Here is a 16,150-nt window from a genome sequence, read left to right as displayed (position 1 = left end):
GACGCCTCAGGGATGCCGCCTGATCGTCTCCGCGTACTCCGCGAGCGAGGAGCCCGGCGTGCCGTCGTAGAGCTGCCAGTCGAAGGCCCACATCATGCCCTCAAGACCGCAGGAGGCCATCTGCTCGTACGCGGTCTCCGTCACCCCCGGCCGGTATCCGGCCACCTGGGGACCCGCGCTCTCCCCGGTCAGCTTGGTGAACCCCGCGCTCCGGGCCACGGCCACCACCCACCGGGACGACGACCAGTCCCGCACCACGGCGTCGTCGGGGTTCCGTACGTCCATCCGCGCGTCACCGGGCGCGCAGCCGTTGTCGTCGGGGTCGCCGGTGCCGTCGACCAGGGCGGTCGTGACGATCCGCACCTCGTCCCGGTGCTCGATCAGGCCGAGCGTCACGAAGAAGCCGGCGGCGCGCCCGACCAGCCGGATCGACGGGGAGTCCACGAGCCGCGCGTCGAGCGCGGCCCGCAGGTCCGACGGGTAGAAGCCGGCTCCCGGCACGAGGACCTTGAGCGGGCCCCGGTGACCGAGCGAGGCGTACAGGTCGAGCTGCCAGTTCACGGCCCCGGCCAGCGCCCCGGCGTACCAGTCGTACCAGCGCGCCACCTGTGCCCGGGTGAACGGCTTCCCCTCGTACGTGCGCTCTCCCGGCCGCCACCCCGGGAACGGGGCGCTCTCCTGGGCGTGGCGGTCGTAGGCCCAGAACTCGCCCCGGCCGCCGCCCTCCGACAGCGGCGCCGGATACGCGAACTCGCCGCTCTCGTTGACGCCGACCCGGATCGCCCAGATGTTCTCCAGACCGACGAGCCGGTCCACGGCCCGTACGTAGTCGGCGACCTGCTCCCGTACGGGCTCGCTGAACACGATGTTCGGCGTGGACTCGGACCGCTCGCCGAACTGGTTCTCGAAGACCGACTCGGGGAAGGCGTCCGGCAGCCAGGACGGCGGATGGTTGAGGCCGAGCCCCGCCTCGACCCGCAGCCCCGCGTCGAGGAAGACCTTCAGGCGGTCCGCGACCTCCCGCGCGTACTCCTCGTCGTACACGCCCTGCTCGGGCTCGAACCTGCCCCAGTCGATCTGCAGGTGGGCCACCCGGATGCCGTGCTCGTACTCGGTGCGCGCCTTGTCCGGATCGGTCTGGAGCGTGCCGTACCAGTACGGCCCGGGGACCGGTTCGGGATCGTCCCGGCGGACCCCGCCGAGCGCGCCCGTGAGCAGCGCGAGCAGACAGCCGACGACGAGGACGGCGAGGGCCGCGAGCACGCCTGCCCGCCGGATGCCGGTCATGACAGGAGCTCCTGGTAGAGCGCCGCGTACCGGGCGGCGAACCGTTCGGGACCGAAGCGGTCCTCGACGAGCCTCCGTCCCCGCTCCGCGAGCATGTCCCAGGAGCGCGGCTGGTCGAGCAGCCACGCCAGCTGCTGCCCGGTGCGCCGCGCGTCGCCCGTGGGGGCGCGCAGTACGGCGTGGCCGAAGTCCGCGAACTGCGGCAGGTCACTGAGGATCGCCGGCCGCCCCGAGGCCAGCGACTGGAGCACGGTGAGCGGGATGTCGGCCTTGCCGCCGAGCACCACCGGCGGGAACAGCAGCACGTGGACCGAGGCGATCAGGGCCCGCATGTCCTCGACGTAGCCGCGGACCTCGACGTCGGGGAGTCCCGCCGCGCCGGCCCGCTCGCGCAGCGCCTCGTCCAGGAGGTCGGCGTGCTGCCCGGGCCGCGCGCGCATGGCGAGCACCAGCCGGAACCTGGCCCCCTCCTGCCACGCCGTCGCCGCCGCGTCGATCGCCGTCTCCGCCCCGCCCCGCGGATCGTGGTGCCCGGCGTAGAGGACCACCGGATACCCCTTCGGGCGCGGCAGGTACGGCCACGCGTCGAGGTCGATCATGGGCGGGATCACCCGTACGTCGCCGAAGTCCGCGGCCCGCAGCCGGCGCGCCATCGACTCCGAAAGAGCAACCGTCGTCCCCAGCGGCCTGGTGTGCGACAGGAACCGCGAGTCCATGACTCCGGGCACGGTGTGGACGACCGGCCGCCCTCCGAGGAGCAGCGGACGGAGCCAGGAGAACGCCGGGAAGGTGCGGCCTACGGTCAGGAAGGCGTGCACCAGGTCGACCCGCCGGGCGAGGACGGCCCCGGCGAGCGCGGCCTGCACCCGCTGCGGGACATGGGGAACCCCGTCCCGGGAGAGGATGCGGACCGGGCGCCCGCGCCGCGGCCGCTCCTGCCGGTGGCAGGGCCACTGGCGGAACCAGACGAAGTCCACGTCGGGCAGGGCGTCGAGGACGTCGGAGGCGAGCCGCATGTCCGAGCCCTCCGCCCCGTCCAGCGGGCTGCTGGTGAGGAGCAGGACCCGGGGCCGCGTACGGGGCCGCGCGGGGGGCCGTTCACGGCGGGCCATCACGCACCTCCGCCGCCCCCGACGGCGCCGGACCCACCGGGCCGGGGGCCGGGAGCACGGGTCCCGTCGCGGGCACCGCCGACCGGGCGATGTCCGGTCCGGGCAGTGGCGACGGCAGCCGGTACAGCGCCAGCGTGCCGTACGTGGGCCCGTGGAACGTGAACAGGGGCCGCAGCCCGTCCGTCAGCTCCCGCACCTCCGCGAGGGAGGAGCGCCCGTACCCCTGCTCGATGACCCGCCACGGCACGATCAGATACGTGGCGTTCTGCGCGGCCCGCGCCTCGGGCGTCGTCCAGTTACCGAGCCGGTAGGTGTCGTCGAGGGCCCAGTTCGTCACGCCGCGCGTCCGCTGCCCGTCCACCGTGACGATCCCGCTGCCCGCCGGCACGTGCGTCAGGAGGTACGTCCGCAGCCGGTCGAAGCCGTCGTCGGCCGTCCACCGGTCCTGCGCGTACACCACGGCGGGCATCACGAGCACCGCTGCCAGGGCACCGGCGAACGCCGCCCGCAGCCAGCGCCGCGAAGCCCGCGGCACCGGCACGGTGACGGCGAGGGCCACCAGGTTCGGTACGAACAGCAGGTACAGCGCCTGCTCCTCCAGCGTTCCGACGCCCAGCGCGTACCCCAGGGTGACGATCGCCGAGGCGTGGAAGAGCGCGAGCAGCCGGTAGACCGGCTCCTTGCGGCGGAGCAGCAGCACCAACGCCACCGGCGTCAGCGCGAGCAGCAGATAGGTCGTCCCGTACCCCGGCAGTTCGTCGAGGAGCCGCCCCGCGAGCGAGGGCGTGCCCGGGGCGTTGAAGCCGGTCTCCTGCACGAGGCCGAGCAGTCGCCGTACGCCGTGCGTCTTCGCGTCCCAGAAGGCGTCGAAGTGCCCGAACCCGGCGATCAGTGACACGTACACGCCGTACATGACGACGATCGTCCCGAGTGCCAGGGCCACGAGCCGCCGGGGCGGACCCCAGCCGAGGAGGAGGGCGGCGAGCAGCGGCAGCACGGTGATGAGCGCCGCGTGGTCCTTCGTCAGGACCGCGAGGCCGAGGAACAGCCCGGCGAGCAGGGCTCGGCCCCGGGCCCACGGGGGCGGATCGGGCCGGGTGAGCCCGACCAGGACCAGGAAGCCCGCGAGGACCCACACCATCGTGCCGGTCTCCAGGAGCACCCGGTTGTTCTGCCGGATGCAGAACTGGTCCAGGGCGAACACGAGTCCGGCGGCCAGGCCCGCGCCGCGCGAGCGGACCCGGGCGACGAGGAAGACGACGAGGGCCGCCGTGACCCCGGCGAGGAGCGCGTTGAGGACCCGCATCGAGTGCACGCCCGCGATCACGTCCTGGTGGTCCCCGACGAGCCGTATCCAGCCGGCCTCCATGTAGAAGTGGCCGGGCGGGTGGAGGAAGAACAGACCCTCGTCGGTACGCGGGAAGCCGCCCTGGCCGGCACTGACGCCCAGCTGCCGGTAGATCGTCTCGTCGACGAACAGGTCGCCCGCGCGCCCGATCCGCACCAGGCGCAGGGTCGTCGCGACGACGGCGGCGAGGGCCGCCCAGACGACGGTCGGCACCGGCATGCGTACGGTGCGGGGGCGCGGTTCCCGGGGCATCGTCGCCGGCCGTGTCGCGTCGGTGGTGGCGGAGGGGATCGTCCGCGGGATCGTCACGACACACCTCCGGCGGTACGAGCCCGGCGGGCATCCTCCGGGGCGGCGTCACGTGCGGACCTGTAAGCGGCCGGTTCCGTACCGGCCGCCTCCGCGTCGCCCGGTGCCGTACCGCCCGGTTCCGCGTCGCCCGGATCCGCGGCCGCTTCGGGATCGGTCTCGGGCAGCATGTACACCTCGGCCACGCACGGGATCCGCCCCTCGGGGAACAGGGCGTCGGCCTGCGTCCGGTAGCCCCGGATCAACTCGGCCTTCCGGTCGAGGCCCCGCTCCCAGGCACGGGCCACGAGCCGGTGACGCCCGGTGAATCCGGCGTCGGCGGCGGCGTACTGGTTGTACGGGAAGTCGCTGTAGTACACGACCCGGCGGCCGCTCCGCTCCGCGGCGGTACGGACGAGGACGTGGTCGGCGTGTCCGCCGACGCCCAGCGGCGCCAGGACCACGCCGCCGGAGCGCGCGGGCAGCAGCGCCTCGACGGTCTCGCCGACCGCGCGCAGGGTGTCGGCGTCGCGCGGGGAGACCCGGCCCCGGGACAGGTGGAGCCGGTACGTCGGGTACACATGGGCCAGTTCGGGCAGCAGCCGGGCGAGCCGCTCCGTACCGGCGCGGGGGCGCGAAAGGCGGCGGAACAGCCCGTCGACGAGGCCGACGTGGAGCGATCCGACGTCGAGCAGAGCCAGGACGCGCCGGTCCTCGGCCCGCCGGTCGGCGAACAGCTCCTCCGCGTCCACGGCCCCCGTCTGCTTCAGGTACTGCCGGGCCGAGAGGGTGTACGGCGGTGGCGCGGCCTCCGTGAACAGCGTGGCGACCGTCACCGGCGCCCGCCGTCCCGCCCAGCCGAGCAGCGCGCCGCAGGAGAGTACGGCGTCGTCCAGGTGCGGAGAGAGGACGAGCAGCGGGGCGCCGGATCCGACGACGGTCCGGACGAAGCCGGTCAGCGGGTCGTCTGCCATGACGTACCCCTCTTCCTCGGCCGCCGCGCGGGGGCCGGTGTGTCCAGGAGCCGGTGGGCCAGGGCCAGATAGCGGCCCGTCATCTCGTCCCACGTGTAGTGCTTGGCGGCGAGCGCGGAGCGCCGTCCCAGGCCGCGGCGGAGTGCCTCGTCGCGGGCCAGCTCGTCCATGCGCTCGCCGAGGGCCGCCACGTCGAACGGCGGGACGGCCACGTCGCCGCCGTCGCGCATCCAGCGCAGGGCGGGCAGGTCGAAGTGGAGGACGGGCTTGCCGTACGACATGCCTTCGAGGGCCACGAGCCCGAACGTCTCGTGTCGGGAGGGAACCACGAGGAAGGCGCTGTCGCGCAGCAGTTGCCGCTTGCGCTCCTCCTCGGCGTACCCCACCCAGTGGATCCGGGGCTCGCGCCCGCGGGTGCGGGCGGCGACGAGCGCCGCGAGCCGGCGTTCCTCGGCCGGCGTGCCACTGCCCGCGAGCAGCAGCTCCAGCGGGGGCCTGGCCCGGTCGTAGGCGTCGAGGAGCAGGTCGAGGCCCTTGACCCAGGTGTCGATCCGTCCCAGGAAGAGGATGAACTGCCCGTTGCCGAGCCGGGACTCGTCGAGGAGCCGCGGCTCCACGCCGTTGGCGATGACCTGGACGTCGGCACGGGGGCTGAGCCGCCGGATCACCGAGCCGTCGGCCGCGTTCATCGCCACGATGTGCCGGTAGCAGCGCAGCCCGAGCCGCTCGACCAGGAAGAACGGCAGGTGGTAGCGGCGCCACAACGCCTCGGCGCTGCGGCCCTGGTCGATGCCGACGACGGGGGCGCGGGTCGCCAGGGGCAGGAAGCTGGTCGAGAACGGGGGAGTGAAGCTCTCCAGCCACAGGTCGTGCGGGATGCGGCGGGCCACGAACGGCAGCAGCGTCAGGAACACCAGTTGCCCGGCGCGCGGGCCCGCCCGGCACACCGGCAGCCGTACGTAGCGGATGCCGTCGCGGTACTCGGTCCCGGCGCGGCGGCCCGCCGTCACGACCGTCACGCGGAAGTCGTCCGCGAGCCTGCGGGCGACCTTGCCGACGACCAGGGCACCGCCGCCCCGGTAGTCGGGGTTGTCGGCGTCGTCGTAGATCGACACGACCACGTGCGGTCGCGCGTCGGTTCCGCGCTCCGGGCCTCCGCCGGCCTCCTCCCCCATCCCGTCACTCGCCGTCCGCTCCCGCACCACGTCGAGGATCTGGTCCAGGGTGGTGGCCGCGACGAGCGACGGGGCCCGCTCGCCGTCGACGCGCGCCACCCGAGGCAGCCGTACGGACCAGGCCCGGTAGCGGGCCCACCAGGCGGCGGGGGAGCCGGCGCCCTCCTCCCAGCCGCGCCCGAGGAGCGTGTCGGGCCCGGTCTCCACGAGGACCGTCAGACCGTAGCGGCCGGCGATCCGGCGGAAGGTGCCCGCCGCCGCCGACGACACGGGGAGGTCGAACTTCACCAGCCCGTCCAGCGGCCCCCGGTCGGTCACGACCACGGCCTGCCGGCCGCGGGCCCGCGCGGTCGCCGCCAGCCGGGCCGCCGCGATCCGGACCGCCAGTTCGGTGGCGTCGAGGAACGCGTGGGCACGGCGAGGCAGGGATCCCCGGCGCTCGGGATCCGCGGCCCGCCGTGCCCACCGCTCACCGTGTTCTCCTTCTTCCCCCACCCGTGGCGGAACCGGGAACCTGCGGCACAGGAAGCAGCCGTAGCAGTGCGTGGTGACGACCGGGATCCCCCGCTCGCCGAGCAGCGTCGCGAGCCTGCGGACGAGCGAGGACTTGCCCGCGCCGTCCGGACCGGACACCGCGACGAGCAGGACGCTTCGTGAGGTCGTCACGGCACCCGCCTCCTCAGCTTCTTGGCCACCACGAGCGGTACCCGCAGTGACGCCTCGCGGGTCGCGGCGCGGAGCCGGCCCTCGACGAGGAGATGACCGGAGTGTTCGGCGCCGACCCGCAGTGAGGTCGCCACCGGAAGGGGCAGCGGCAGCGGGACGGACTCGCCCCTGTCGAGCCGTGCCATCGCCGCGACGGCGGTGTCGAGCGCCCGTCGGCCGCCCGCGCTCCAGCCCTCGCGGAGGGTCTCGCGGCGCGCCTCCGCCAGGACGTCGGGGCGCAGCAGCGACCGCAGCGCGAGCAGTTCGGAGAGGTCGAGCGTCAGGTTCTGGAACAGCGCGTGCGCCAGCCAGATGCGCAGCCGGTCGGACGGGCACGGTGTCAGCCACGCGTGGCCGTCGGAGGAGCCGGGGTCATCGGGGTGCTCGGCCCGGGCGAAGAGCCGCTCGGTGGGCACCACCGGCACCCCGAACCAGCAGACCGCGCCGTGCAGATGCGCCGCGGGGCCGCTCGGCGGTTCGAGGAGCACCTTCGTCGTCCGCTCCAGCCAGTACGTCGACCGCTGGACGTACCAGCCGTCGAGCGCGTCCTGAGCCGCCCGCAGCCGTCCCGGCGGCACCACCAGGTCGAAGTTGCCGTACACGTAGTCGCCGTCGAGATCGGCCTTGATCAGGACGGTGGGGATGCCCGCCGCCCGCAGCCGACCCGTGGACTCGACGAGGTTCCGGCGGAAGAGGGCGGTCGCGCTCTCCACCTCGGCGACCGTCGCCGCGAGCTGCCGGGGGTACGCGCGGGCCAGCCGGCCCTCGACCTGGTTGCGCCGGGCCGCGGCCAGCGCGTCGCGCAGCTCCTCGTCACCGGCGGGCCGGACCAGGCCCCGCCATACGGTGTCGACGAGGAGCCGCACGGCGTGCTCGTCGTGGACCGCGGCCCGGGCCCCCGGCTCGTACGGCACGGAACCCGCGAGCGGAGCGGGGGGCGCCCCGCCGGGCTCTCCGGCCTGGACCGGGTCGCCCCGCCGGCCGAAGAACCGCCACAGCGCGACGCCCGTGACCGCGACCGCGGCGGCCAGCCAGACCAGGGTGTACGGACGGATCAGCACGAGCGCTCCGGCGAGCGCGAGCATCGGCACCACCACGCGGCCGAACGGCCGCTCCGCGATCCCGAAACCGTGCCGTCGGGCGTGCCGTACGGCGATCAGTACGAGGGTGGCGACCGTCCCGCACAGTCCGCCGATCGCCATGCCGAGCACACCGCCGACGGCCCAGCCGGTCACCAGCGCGGTCACGTACAGGACCAGCCCGGCGAGCAGCGTCCGCAGACACCCGTAGTCGTTCACGGCCTGGGCGAAGGTCACGAGGAGGGCGAGCGCGCCGAGCGCGAGACCCGCCGTCGCCGTGCAGGCCATGAGGGTGGAGACTGTCGTGTAGCCGGCCGGGAACACCGCCGTCAGGAGCGCCCCGGGCGCCGTCGCGGCCACCACCGTCAGGGGCAGCGCCACCGTGAGGTACATCCGCAGCGCGGCGGCGGTCAGGGGGTCGCCCGCCCGCCGCCGCGAGAGCGCGGGCAGGAAGGCGATCGAGACGGCACCCGCGAGGAAGAGCGGGATCCGGCCGAGCATCACCGCCGCCTGGTAACTGGCCGCCGCCGCACGGTCGGTGGGGAGCATCGCGACGAGGACGATGTCCACGGCCGCGAGCAGCGCCACCACACCCTGGAGCGAGGCGATCCCGACCGCCCGCCGCCACAGCTCCCGGTCGACGGTCACCGACCGCCAGGGGCGCCGCGGTGCCCCGCGGAACCGGTGCGGCAGGAAGAACGCGAACGGCAGGACGGCGATGCCGAAGGCCGCGAGCGCGCCCGCCTCGCCGAGGTCCAGGGCCACGACGAAGAACAGCCCCACACCGAACTTGAGGCAGGCCTCGGTGGTGTTGAGGACCGCGAGGGTCCGCATCCGCTCGGTGCCCTGAAGCCATCCGGCGCTCACCCTGGTCACGTAGACGGCGAAGGTGGCGCACGCGACGACGAGGGTCGTCACCGGGCCGGCGAACTCCTGTGCCACGCAGGCCACCACGACCGCAGCCAGGGCGCCGCCCGCGACCGACGTGATCACGGCGAAGCGCACCGCCTCGGCGCGCTCGGTGTCCGAACCCGCCCGGGCGAGCGCCTGCGCCAGCATCCACGGCACGGTGACGACGGCGATGGCCGCGGTGCACACCAGGAGTCCCTGACCCGCGGCGAACGTGGCGTACTCGGAGACGTCCAGGAGCCGTGTGAGGACCAGCGCGTACGCGTAGTTGAGCGCGCCGACCGCGACGGCGGCGGTGGCGATCCAGCGCGCGCCGTGGACGGCCCTGACCTCGTCCTGGTGGACGGGCGGGCGCGACGCCACACGGCCGACGGAGGTCACGACGGCCCCCGGGGAGGTGCCGTGCCGGTCGGGCCGGGCTGAGGGGAGCGGGTTGTGCCGGGCTGTGTCGTGCCGGTCGGGCCGGGCCGGGAGGAGTGGGTCGTGCCGGTCTCCGCCGAACCCACCAGGACGTCGTGGCCGCTCGCCAGGGTGACGTCGGCCTCCGCGACGTCCAGTCGGCGCAGCGCGCCGAGCGCCCGCACCTCGTCGCAGCCGTGGAGCAGGACGCGGAAGACGTTCCCGTCGCGGCTCCAGGCGTCCGTCTGACGCAGGGAGTTCCGCACCGCCCGCTCCGTGGCGTCGGGGTCGGGGGAGGAGAAACGGGTCACGACCGACAGGTCGTTCACGGAGCGCCGGGAGCGACGGTGCCGGTGGATGCGCTGGAGGTCCTCCAGGACGACCTGGGCGAGCCGTTCCGCGCTGTGGTCCCAGGAGAAGGCCGCGGCCCAGGCACGGCAGCGAGCCGCCGCGAGCCGCCGCGCCTCCGGCGCGGACAGCTCGTCGAGGGCGCCGGCGATCCCGTCCGCGAGCTCCGCGTCCGGGTCGAGCAGCCAGCCGTTGACGCCCGGCCTGATCGCGTCGCGCAGCCCCGGCACGTCGAAGGCGAGGGCGGGGGTGCCGACGGTGTTCGCCTCGATGACGGCGAGCCCCCAGCCCTCCGCCACGGACGGCACGACCGTCAGCCACGCGTGGTGGAACAGCTCCTGCTTGCGCTCCTCCGTCACGTGCCCGTGGAAGACGACGGCCGAGGCGATGCCGAGACCGGCGGCGAGCTTCCGCAGCGCCTCCGCCTCCGGGCCGTCCCCGCAGATGTCGACGCGCAGCTCCGGCCGTCGCCGCAGCAGCGCGGGCACGGCCCGCAGGATCAGGTCGACCCGCTTCTGCGGGACGAGCCGGCTGACGACGGTGACCGCGGGGCCGTCGGACCGCCGCCCGGCGGGGGCCGAGGCCGCCGCCCCCGGGCGGCCGTTGGGCACGATGTGGAGGGGGTTGCCGAAGCCGAGTTCGCGCCGGGCGCCCTCGCGGGTCGAGGGCGAGACGACGACCACCGGCCGTCCCCGGTAGACCCGCCGGCTGACCTGCTTCTCCAGGACCCGGCCCACGGCGTTCATCGGCCAGTGGAACCGTGTGTCGAACTGGTGCTGGTGGACGTGGTGGATGACGCAGATGTCCGCGGTCCAGCGGGGCGTGAAGAGCGGGGAGAAGAACGGGATGCCGTTCTGGAAGTCGATCACGGCGTCGTACGCGTGCCGGTTCCGCAGCAGGTGCGCCGCGGCCGCCGCGTACACGCCGAACGTCCCGCCGCCGCGCACGATGCGGATCCCGTCGCGGTACTCCAGGGCGCGCGAGCCGGGGTACCGCGACGAGACGAGGGTGACGTGGGCGCCGGCCGCGGCGAACCGCCGGGCGATCTCCCAGCAGTACGCCTCGGCCCCGCCCGCGTCGGGGTGCGCCGGGTCACGCCAGTTGAGGAAGGCGAGGTCGGTGCGGGCGAGCCGGTCGAGTGCGGTCGCGGGAGTCGGTGCGGTCACGGGAATCACCGGGCCAGGGATATCCGGAGGAGGTCGGCCATCGAGCGCAGTCCGTCGCGCCGTGCCGAGAACGTCGACCCCGGTACGTCGTGCCAGACGACCGGCACCTCCACGACGTCGCGCCCGGCGCGCACGACCTGGGCGAGGAGTTCGACGTCGAAGGCGAAGCCGTCGATGTGGCACCGGGGCGCGATCGCGCGGGCGAGCGGGCCGTTGAAGAACTTGAAGCCGCACTGGGTGTCGGCGACGCCGGGCAGCGACAGGTGCGCCAGTGTCCGGAAGAGCAGGCCGCCGCCGCGCCGCAGCGCCGACTGCTCCACGTCGAGCCGGGCGCCGGGCATGTGGCGCGAGGCGATGACGGCACCGTGGCCGGCCCGCAGCAGGAGCATCACCCGGTCCAGGGTGTCCACGGGCGTGGCGTTGTCGGCGTCGGCGAAGCCGATGAAGCGGGCCGAGGAGGTCTCGATGCCGCGCCGGACGGCCGCGCCTTTGCCCTGGTCGCTGCAGCCGATGGCGTGGACGGGCACGGGGGAGTCGGCGAAGCGGTCGAGGACGTCGAGCGTGCCGTCGGCGCTGTTGTTGTCGACGACGACGACCGCCGAGGACCAGGGCCGTTCGCTCAGGTAGTCGACGGTGGCGCTGACCGTGGACGGCAGGCGGCGCTGTTCGTTGAAGGCGGGGATGAGCAGTTCCAGTTCCACCGGCGGGCGGACGAGCCGGCGGGGGAGCGGTTCGTGGGTGCGCGAGGTCGCCATCACGCCTCGCCTCCTCGGGGGAAGGCGCGGCGCGCGGGTCGCGCGGTCGGGCGGGGGATCAGGGCGGGGGCGGCGGGTCGGCCGAGGAGACGGCTGCTGCCGTGGGCCGGGGCGGGCGGGCCGCCGGACCCGTCAGGGCCGGCCGGCCTGCGTGGGCCGTCGGACCCGGAGGGATCGCCGGACTCCGAGGGATCGCCGGATCCCGTTGGGCCGCCGGAACCGTCGCGGCGCGGGGCGTGCGTCCTGACCGTACGAGCGCGTCGGCGGCGGGCGGCGCCCCGGGGCCTGCACGCCCTGCTGAGGGGTGTGGGGGCGCCGGCGCGGAGCCGGTCGGAGACCCGGCGAGCCGGGTGAGCGGTCGGGCGGTGGGGGGCGCGGCAGGCCGGACGGCGCCGGGCCTCGGCGAGGGGCCAGTCGGTCACCCGCCGCAGGGGATGCGGAGCGAGTGCCGCCGGCGCGCGGTTGATGTGGAGTGAGGTCACGACGAGCCTCTTCCGGCAACCGACCCAACCGAGGGTCTGCTCTGGGATGAAATGATGCTGTTTCCACCCTTAGCCTCTCGGGTGTGATTCGTCAACCGGAGGAGGGCCGGGGTAGCCGTGGGGGCGCCGTCAGCGACCGTGGGCGAATCGGGACAGGGCGTTGTGCGGCCGCTCTTCGAGGAGCGTGCCGAGGATGCGGGCGCCGTCGCGGACCGTGCGCGGGTGCGACGGGCCATGGAGGCGCGGCAGTTCGCGACTGGGCACCTCGGCGACGCGCAGCCCGTAGTGCAGGGCGTGGGTCACGAGCTCGGCTCCGAGTTCGACGCCGTCCTCGCGCAGATCGAGGAGGTCGACGAAGCCCCGCCGGAAGGCGCAGAACCCGTACCAGAGATCGGTGAGCTGCTGGCCGTACAGCCGGCGTGCGACGCGCAGCAGGGCTCGGTGGCCGAGGCGTCGTGCGAGCGGATAGTCGGCGACGTCCCCGCCCGCGATGAAACGGGAACCCTTCACGAAATCGAATCCGCTTTCCAGGTAATGCAGGTAGTGCGGGATCTCGTGCGGCGACATGCTGCCGTCGGCGTTCATCAGCACGATCAGATCCCCGGTGGCCGCGCGCAGTCCCGCGTGCGGGATGTCACCCCGCGTGAAGTCCCAGGCCCCGAGCGTCCGGACGGTCATGCCGTCCCGCGCGGGTCCCACGCCCGTCGCTCCGCCGATCAGGACCACGTCCCGCACGTCCTCCGGAACCTGGTCGAGCAGCAGGTCGAGGGCGTGTCCCGGGTCCCGTCCGTCGGGGCGGACCGTCAGGACGAGACTCACGGTGCGCGTGCCGGAACCGGGCGCCCGGTCTGTCGACCGGCGGAGAGGGTGCGCGTCACTGCTCATGGGTGCGGCTTTCCGCGCGGCGAACCGCGCATTGCGGCGAACCCGCGCACTTCAGAATCCTGCGCGGAAGGCGACGCCGTCAAGGAAAAGGGAAGAATATGCGGCGCACCGCGAAAGCATGCCCTGCCTCATTTCTGCGCGAGAATTCTGAACGGCATACAATCCGGTCATGGCAGGGCGAATCGAGGACTACGCCCTCGTCGGAGACCTGGAGACGGCTGCGCTCATCGGGACCGACGGGTCCGTCGACTGGTGGTGCGCGCCTCGCTTCGACTCGCCTGCCTGTCTCGCGGCCCTCCTCGGCGATCCCGGTCACGGCCGGTGGATCCTCGCCCCCGTCGGCAACACCCGTTGCACACGCAGGAGTTATCGGGGCGACACGCTCGTCCTCGACACGCTCTGGGAGTCCGTCGGCGGCACCGTGCGGGTCACCGACTTCATGCCCCCGCGCTTCCCGGCCTCCCCGCGCGAGAGCGCGCCCAGAATCGTCCGCGTGGTCGAGGGGATCGCCGGACGGGTGGCCATGCGGGGCGAGTTGAGACTCCGGTTCCACCACGGCAGCATCGTGCCCTGGACCCGCGCGGTGGACCGGCGGACCGTCGCCTCCGTCGCCGGACCCGACGCCGTGTACCTCTCCTGCGGCCCGGGCGCCGACCCGGTCGTCACCCTGGACCGTACGACCGTCGAGTTCACCGTCACCGCCGGGAGCAGCGTCGCGTTCGTCCTCGACTGGCGCCCCTCGCACACCGCGGTGCCCCCCACCGCCTCGCCCGCCGAGATCGACGCCACCCTCCTGCGCACCCTCGCCTTCTGGAACGACTGGGCGTCCGGGCTCCGTTACGAAGGGCCGGCCAGGGAGGCCGTCCTCCGCTCCCTCCTCACCCTCAAGGCCCTCACCTACGCCCCCACCGGCGGCGTCGTCGCGGCCGCCACGGCCTCCCTTCCCGAGAGCGTCGGCGGACAGCGCAACTGGGACTACCGCTTCTGCTGGTTGCGCGACTCCACCTTCACCCTCTCCTGTCTGCTGCGCGGCGGATTCCGCCGGGAGGCACTGGCCTGGACGGACTGGCTGCTCCGGGCCGTCGCGGGCGATCCCGCAGACCTCCAGCCCCTCTACGGGGTCGAGGGACAGCGCCGGCTCCCCGAGACGTACGCCGACTGGCTTCCCGGCTACGAGAACTCACGCCCCGTCAGGTTCGGCAACGCGGCCGTCGACCAGTTCCAGCTCGACATCTACGGCGAGGTGCTCAACACCGTCTACTCGGCGGTACGGGCCGGAGTCGCCCTCGATCCGCCGGCCTGGGCCCTGGTGGCCGCGCTCCTGGAGTACGTCGGCAAGCGCTGGCGGGAACCCGACGAGGGGATCTGGGAAGTCCGGGGCTCACGCCGCCACTTCGTCCACTCCAAGGTGATGTCCTGGGTCGCCGCCGACCGCGCCGTCCGCCTCGCCCGCGTCGCCGGTCTGCGCGGTTCCGTACGCCGCTGGCAGGCGCTGCGCGGCGACATACGCGCGGAGATCTGCGCCCGCGGCTGGAGCGAGGAACAGCAGTCCTTCACGCAGTACTACGGAAGCCACCAGGTCGACGCCACCGCCCTGTTGATCCCCCGGCTCGGCTTCCTCCCCGCCGACGACCCCCGGGTCCTCGGCACCGTGGCGGCGATGGGGCGGCTCGACGAGCGCGGATTCCTCCGCCGGTACGGTGACGTCCGGGACGGCGGGAGACACCGCCTCGACGACCTGGGCGGAACCGAAGGGGCCTTCGTCGCCTGCACGTGCTGGTACGCCGACGCCCTCGCCGCGACCGGCCGCCGCGACCAGGCCCGTGCCGTCTTCGAGCGGGTGCTCGCCATCCGCAACGACGTCGGACTGCTGTCCGAGGAATGGGACCCGGTGGCCGGCCGCCAGCTCGGCAACACGCCGCAGGCACTCAGCCACGTGGCCCTCGTGAACACGGCCTTCACTCTGTACGGCACGCGCCGCCACGACCGTACGGCCCCCCGCCGTCTCACCGCGGCCTGATCGACGAGACACGTCCCTCCCCCTCCGGAGAAGACGTGCGCGGGCCCGGGCAGGCGCACGCCCCGCCAGGGCGGTTCCCGCCTTCGGCGTGTCGTTCGGGTGAGCCCAGCGGGCGAGGTGGCCGCGCGTGGGTTCGAATCGGGGCATGGCTTCCTACGACAGGCTCCGCGCCGGCGGCTCCCCGAGGCCGCTGGAGACCGGTGACACCTGGTGGTACGCCGCCGTGGCCGGCGAGGCCGCCGGCTCCTTCAGCACCAGGGTCCGCGCCCGGACCCGGCGTGCCTGCCTCGGGTCCGTCCTCCTCCTCACGGTCGTCTACGCGGGCCTCGTGCTCACCGCGACCGGCCGCCGGTGGGGCGACGCCGCCCTCACCGGGCGGCGCGCCGACACCGCCGCCGCCACCGTGCTCCGCGAGCACCCCTCGCTCGCCGGCCTCACCACGCTCTCCCTGGTCCTCGGCTGCGTCCTGCTGCTCGCCGTCGGCCTGCTGCGCAAGCGGTACGCGCTCACCGGCGCCGTCGCGGGCGCCGTCGTCACCTCCCTCGCGCTGACGGGACTCCTCCAGCGGTACGCGCCCCGCCCCCGTCTCCTCGACGCCGGCGGCGCACTCCTCCAGAGCGGCTTCCCCAGCGCGCAGACCACCCTCGCCCTCGGTACCGCCTTCGGCCTCGTGCTCGTCGTCCCGTACCGGTTGCGCGGACTCACCGTCCTCGCCGGCACCGTCTGGGCCGGAGCCGTCGGCGCGTACACCGTCGCGGCGGGTGACCACCGCCCGGGCGACCTCATCGCCGCCGCCCTCGTCGTCCTCGCCGTCTTCTGCGGCCTGCTCGCCGTCCTCGCCCGCAAGGGCAAGGTCCGCCCCGCCCCCCGCGGCCCGCTCCCGCGCGCCCTCCTCGCGACCGTCCCGCTCGCCGCCCTCGCGGCCGCCGGGCTCGCCGCCGGCCTCTGGCTCCTCGGCGACACCCTCGCCCTGCCCGCCACCGCCCCCTACGACCCGGCCGAGCTCCGGCTCGCCCACCGCTGCGGACAGGCCCTCGCCGCAGGCGTCACCGCAGCCGCCGGACTGATCCTGCTCGCCCTGCTCCGCCGCGTCGACGTGGACGGAGCCCCCACCCCGTACCGGCTCGGCGGCCCCTTCGTGGAGGCTTCCGGGGTCCCGCACGACGACGTCCCCGTGGGGCCCTTTACGGAGGACCGCGATCACGAGATATCTTGATG

At 74.3% G+C, this 16,150-nt stretch carries 11 protein-coding genes; 2 read left to right on the top strand and 9 right to left on the bottom strand.

Going from position 1 to position 16,150, the window contains the following annotated elements; all coding sequences use genetic code 11:
* Window positions 1-6: 6 nt before the first annotated feature.
* From OG580_RS02590 to OG580_RS02550, 9 genes are all read right to left on the bottom strand, one after another.
* Window positions 7-1,287 (bottom strand): beta-galactosidase, encoded by a 1,281-nt coding sequence (locus OG580_RS02590; protein WP_267042003.1) that lies wholly within the window; start codon window positions 1,285-1,287, stop codon window positions 7-9.
* Window positions 1,284-2,399 carry a glycosyltransferase family 4 protein gene (locus tag OG580_RS02585; RefSeq protein ID WP_267042002.1) on the bottom strand — a complete coding sequence of 372 codons (1,116 nt, stop codon included), beginning with the start codon at window positions 2,397-2,399 and terminating at the stop codon, window positions 1,284-1,286. Before OG580_RS02585 ends, OG580_RS02590 begins: the two co-directional genes overlap by 4 nt.
* Entirely contained in the window at window positions 2,386-4,056 is a 1,671-nt protein-coding gene (locus OG580_RS02580) for a glycosyltransferase family 39 protein (protein ID WP_267042001.1), read from the bottom strand. Before OG580_RS02580 ends, OG580_RS02585 begins: the two co-directional genes overlap by 14 nt.
* Window positions 4,053-5,009, bottom strand: coding sequence for a PIG-L deacetylase family protein (locus OG580_RS02575; protein WP_267042000.1), 957 nt, complete (start codon window positions 5,007-5,009; stop codon window positions 4,053-4,055). The genes OG580_RS02580 and OG580_RS02575 overlap by 4 nt, the downstream gene beginning before the upstream one ends.
* A complete protein-coding gene (locus OG580_RS02570) occupies window positions 4,991-6,850 on the bottom strand; it encodes a glycosyltransferase family 4 protein (RefSeq protein ID WP_267041999.1) in 1,860 nt (619 codons plus the stop codon). Before OG580_RS02570 ends, OG580_RS02575 begins: the two co-directional genes overlap by 19 nt.
* Window positions 6,847-9,258, bottom strand: coding sequence for a lipopolysaccharide biosynthesis protein (locus OG580_RS02565; protein WP_267041998.1), 2,412 nt, complete (start codon window positions 9,256-9,258; stop codon window positions 6,847-6,849). Before OG580_RS02565 ends, OG580_RS02570 begins: the two co-directional genes overlap by 4 nt.
* The gene (locus OG580_RS02560; RefSeq protein ID WP_267041997.1) at window positions 9,255-10,790 is read right to left on the bottom strand and encodes a glycosyltransferase family 4 protein; all 1,536 of its coding nucleotides are present in this window, start codon (window positions 10,788-10,790) and stop codon (window positions 9,255-9,257) included. The genes OG580_RS02565 and OG580_RS02560 overlap by 4 nt, the downstream gene beginning before the upstream one ends.
* Window positions 10,791-10,795: 5 nt before the next feature.
* Window positions 10,796-11,545, bottom strand: coding sequence for a dolichyl-phosphate beta-glucosyltransferase (locus tag OG580_RS02555; protein WP_267041996.1), 750 nt, complete (start codon window positions 11,543-11,545; stop codon window positions 10,796-10,798).
* 611 nt (window positions 11,546-12,156) lie between these two features.
* Window positions 12,157-12,846, bottom strand: a complete 690-nt coding sequence (locus OG580_RS02550; protein ID WP_267041995.1) for a glycosyltransferase — start codon at window positions 12,844-12,846, stop codon at window positions 12,157-12,159.
* A gap of 235 nt (window positions 12,847-13,081) precedes the next feature.
* Between OG580_RS02550 and OG580_RS02545 the strand changes: the two genes are divergently transcribed.
* Window positions 13,082-14,932 (top strand): glycoside hydrolase family 15 protein, encoded by a 1,851-nt coding sequence (locus OG580_RS02545; protein ID WP_267041994.1) that lies wholly within the window; start codon window positions 13,082-13,084, stop codon window positions 14,930-14,932.
* 145 nt (window positions 14,933-15,077) lie between these two features.
* Window positions 15,078-16,148: a phosphatase PAP2 family protein gene (locus OG580_RS02540; protein ID WP_267041993.1), complete on the top strand. Its 1,071-nt coding sequence runs from the start codon at window positions 15,078-15,080 to the stop codon at window positions 16,146-16,148.
* Window positions 16,149-16,150 lie beyond the last annotated feature (2 nt).

This window comes from Streptomyces sp. NBC_00094, assembly GCF_026343125.1.
Classification (GTDB): Bacteria; Actinomycetota; Actinomycetes; order Streptomycetales; family Streptomycetaceae; genus Streptomyces.
Note: the sequence above shows the minus strand (reverse complement) of the source record. Positions and strands in the feature narration are given on the sequence as shown.